This window comes from Candidatus Streptomyces philanthi (assembly GCF_059553635.1).
The window spans coordinates 1-3,696 of the sequence record NZ_JCANQV010000431.1 but is presented as its reverse complement, the minus strand read 5'-3'; the positions used below and the strand labels follow the sequence as shown (position 1 = coordinate 3,696).

At 71.3% G+C, this 3,696-nt stretch carries 3 protein-coding genes; all 3 read left to right on the top strand.

Annotated features, from left to right (window positions below):
* On the top strand, positions 1-828 hold an 828-nt coding region (locus tag AC51EU_RS28450; protein WP_496269957.1), incomplete at its 5' end, for a tetratricopeptide repeat protein.
* A 166-nt stretch (positions 829-994) separates the two neighbouring features.
* Positions 995-2,110, top strand: a complete 1,116-nt coding sequence (gene ald / locus AC51EU_RS28445; RefSeq protein WP_496269959.1) for an alanine dehydrogenase — start codon at positions 995-997, stop codon at positions 2,108-2,110.
* A 473-nt stretch (positions 2,111-2,583) separates the two neighbouring features.
* Positions 2,584-3,600, top strand: coding sequence for a ParA family protein (locus AC51EU_RS28440; RefSeq protein WP_496269958.1), 1,017 nt, complete (start codon positions 2,584-2,586; stop codon positions 3,598-3,600).
* The last annotated feature ends 96 nt before the right edge of the window (positions 3,601-3,696 follow it).

Genomic DNA, 3,696 nt, shown 5'->3' with positions numbered 1-3,696 from the left:
TTCCCGGACCGCGCGTCCGCGGCGGAATGGCTGCGCGCGCGGCGCGCCGCCCTGCTCGACGCCGCCCGCGCGGCCGCCGCCGACGCCGGACTCGACACCCTCGACCGCCGGTTGATGGCCTCCCTGGTGCACGCGCTGCTCGCCCACGAGGGCGACGAGGCCGCCGCCGGGGACCTCTATGTGCTGTACGGGCTCCTCCTCGACGTCGCCGAACGGCGCGCACTGCCGCGGGAGAAGGCCGCGGCGCTGCTCAACCTCGCCGACCTGGACGCCCGCGCCGACCGTACCGACCAGGCGCTCGCCCGCTACCGCGGCGCCCTGGAGGCGGCCCGCTCGGCACCGGACCAGAGGGCCACCGGCCGCGCACTGGAGTCGCTGGGCCGCACCTACGCCGGGCTGCGCGACTGGCAGCGGGCCGCGGACTGGTACGGGCGGGCGCTGGAGCTGCGGCTGACACGCGGGGAGAGCGGCGACGCGGCGCGGCTGCACTGCCTGATCGGCGCCGCGCACGCCTGCGACGGGCGGTGGGACGCGGCGCTGCGGTCGTGGCGGGCCGCCGCCCGCACCTTCCGGATGCTCGGTGACGTGGCGGGCCAGGCGCGGGCGACGGGGGAGGTGGGCCGGGTCCACGAGCTCGCGGGGCGGGACGGGGAGGCGCTGCGGATCTGCCTCGACGCCGTGCGGCTGGCCCGCAGCGCGGGCGACGGCCGGCTGGAGGCGTCGCTCCAGCTGCGGATCGCGGAGGTGCTGGTCAGGCTCGGGGACCCGGACGCCGCACGGCCGCACCGGGAGGAGGGCGAGCGCCTGCTCCGCGAACACCCTCGGTGACCTACGAAATCGGTGGTGGTGCGGGAGAAGAATGTTGCTTTGCAAGGCTAGACAACCAGGGTTCCTTAAATAGACTGGACGGGCCGCGTGCAGCGCGGTCTGCTCCGTCATGCGCAGCGTGAGGGACAATTCTCCTGCAAGCACTCTTCCAAGGACCGTGATCGACGTGAAGGTCGGCATCCCCCGCGAGGTCAAGAACAACGAGTTCCGGGTGGCGATCACGCCCGCCGGTGTGAACGAACTGGTCCGCCACGGCCACCAGGTCGTCGTCGAGAAGGACGCCGGCCTCGGCTCCTCCATCACCAACGAGGAGTACACCGCCGCCGGCGCGCAGATCCTCGACACCGCCGACGAGGTCTGGGCCGTCTCCGACCTGCTGCTCAAGGTCAAGGAGCCGATCGCGGAGGAGTACCACCGCCTCCGCAAGGACCAGACCCTCTTCACGTACCTGCACCTCGCCGCCTCCCGCGAGTGCACCGACGCCCTGCTGGCGTCCGGCACCACCGCCATCGCCTACGAGACGGTCGAGACCGCGAGCCGCCAGCTGCCGCTGCTCGCCCCGATGTCCGAGGTCGCGGGCCGCATCGCCCCGCAGGTCGGCGCCTACCACCTGATGCGCCAGGCCGGCGGCCGCGGTGTGCTGCCCGGCGGTGTCCCGGGTGTGGCGGCGGGCAAGGCCGTCGTCATCGGCGGCGGCGTCTCCGGCTGGAACGCCGTCCAGATCGCCGTGGGCCTCGGCTTCCACGTCACCCTGCTCGACAAGGACATCAACAAGCTCCGCGAGGCCGACAAGGTCTTCGGCACCAAGGTGCAGACGATCGTCTCCAACGCCTTCGAGCTGGAGAAGGCCGTCGTCGAGGCCGACCTCGTCATCGGCGCGGTCCTCATCCCCGGCGCCAAGGCCCCCAAGCTCGTCACCAACGAACTGGTCTCCCGGATGAAGCCCGGAAGTGTCCTTGTCGACATCGCGATCGACCAGGGCGGCTGCTTCGAGGACTCCGTCCCCACCACCCACGCCGAGCCGACCTTCCGGGTCCACAACTCGGTCTTCTACTGCGTCGCCAACATGCCCGGCGCGGTGCCCAACACCTCCACCCACGCCCTCACCAACGCCACGCTGCCCTACATCGTGGAGCTGGCGAACCGCGGCTGGGCCGAGGCGCTGCGCCGTGACCCGGCGCTGGCCAAGGGCCTGAACACGCACGACGGCAAGGTCGTCTACGGCCCGGTCGCCGAGGCGCACGGCCTGGAGTCCGTGGAGCTGCGCACCCTCCTGGGCTGAGCGGCTGTCACGCCGTAACCACCGGCCGGGTCCTGGCGACGGGACCCGGCCGGTCGCGTGTGCGCGATACCACCCGGCGGGCGGTCCGGTCGCGCGACCCGCCGTGAACATCACCCTTCGACCGGTTCGCACCCCCGTGAAAACTTGGGCCGATGCGGTTTGCACCCTTGACAGCACGGGGTTCGGCAGCCGACACATCGCGCCGGGTCCCGTGGATTGTGTTGCTGCGAACGGCCGACACGCCATAGAGTCGCCAACCGTCGGCATGGTGCCACGCTGACCTATCGATAAGTTTCCTGGCCACATCCAAGGAGGTAGGACGACTTGTGAATGAGTCGACATTTACTCCCGGAGGTGGCCGACCAGGAGCGGTTGCGCAGGGCCGGGTCCCCATGGGGCTTGAGGCTGTCGGCTCCGTCGGGACCCACACCTTCGCAGCCCACCAGAGCACGACCACGACAGCCCACCAGAGCATGGACGGCCATCACGTGAACGCCATGGCCGGCGACCGGGGCAGCGAAGATCCCACCCGTCTCGCCGACTACGACGACCTGCCCCAGGGGCACTTCTACGACCCGGACGCGGAGTACGAGCCGGACCCGGAGTACGCGGCGACGCTCGCGCCGGACGCCGCGCGCCAGCGCCGCGAACGCGTCGGCCCGACCGGCCGCCCGCTGCCGTACTTCCCCATCCCGGGCCCCCTGGCCGAGCACGGCCCCGCGAAGATCATCGCGATGTGCAACCAGAAGGGCGGGGTCGGCAAGACCACCTCGACCATCAACCTGGGTGCCGCGCTCGCCGAGTACGGACGCCGCGTCCTGCTCGTCGACTTCGACCCCCAGGGCGCCCTCTCGGTCGGCCTCGGCGTCAACCCCATGGAGCTGGACCTGACGGTCTACAACCTCCTCATGGAACGCGGCATGTCCGCCGACGAGGTGCTGCTGAAGACCGCGGTCCCCAACATGGACCTGCTGCCCAGCAACATCGACCTCTCCGCGGCCGAGGTGCAGCTCGTCAGCGAGGTCGCCCGCGAGTCGACGCTCCAGCGCGCCCTCAAGCCGCTGCTGCCCGACTACGACTACGTCGTCATCGACTGCCAGCCCTCCCTCGGCCTGCTCACCGTCAACGCCCTGACGGCCGCTCACAAGGTCATCGTGCCGCTGGAGTGCGAGTTCTTCGCCCTGCGCGGTGTGGCGCTGCTCACCGAGACGATCGAGAAGGTCCAGGAGCGCCTCAACCCCGAGCTCCAGCTCGACGGCATCCTGGCGACGATGTACGACTCCCGTACCGTGCACAGCCGCGAGGTCCTGGCACGCGTCGTGGAGGCGTTCGACGACCACGTCTACCACACCGTCATCGGACGCACCGTCCGCTTCCCGGAGACCACGGTCGCCGGCGAGCCGATCACCACGTACGCCTCCAACTCCGTCGGTGCCGCCGCCTACCGCCAGCTCGCCAGGGAGGTGCTCGCCCGGTGTCACGCCGAGTGAGTCTGCCCGGAGCCGACGAGCTGTTCCGCACCACCGGGGGAACGGGCCTGCAACCCTCCACCCCCCGCCGCGCGCCCGACGGTGAGCACCCCACGG

What these genes read in the sequence shown, in the direction of transcription:
- AC51EU_RS28440 (WP_496269958.1), top strand. Translation starts at nt 2,584, where the DNA reads ATGGACGGCCATCACGTGAACGCCATGGCCGGCGACCGGGGCAGCGAA.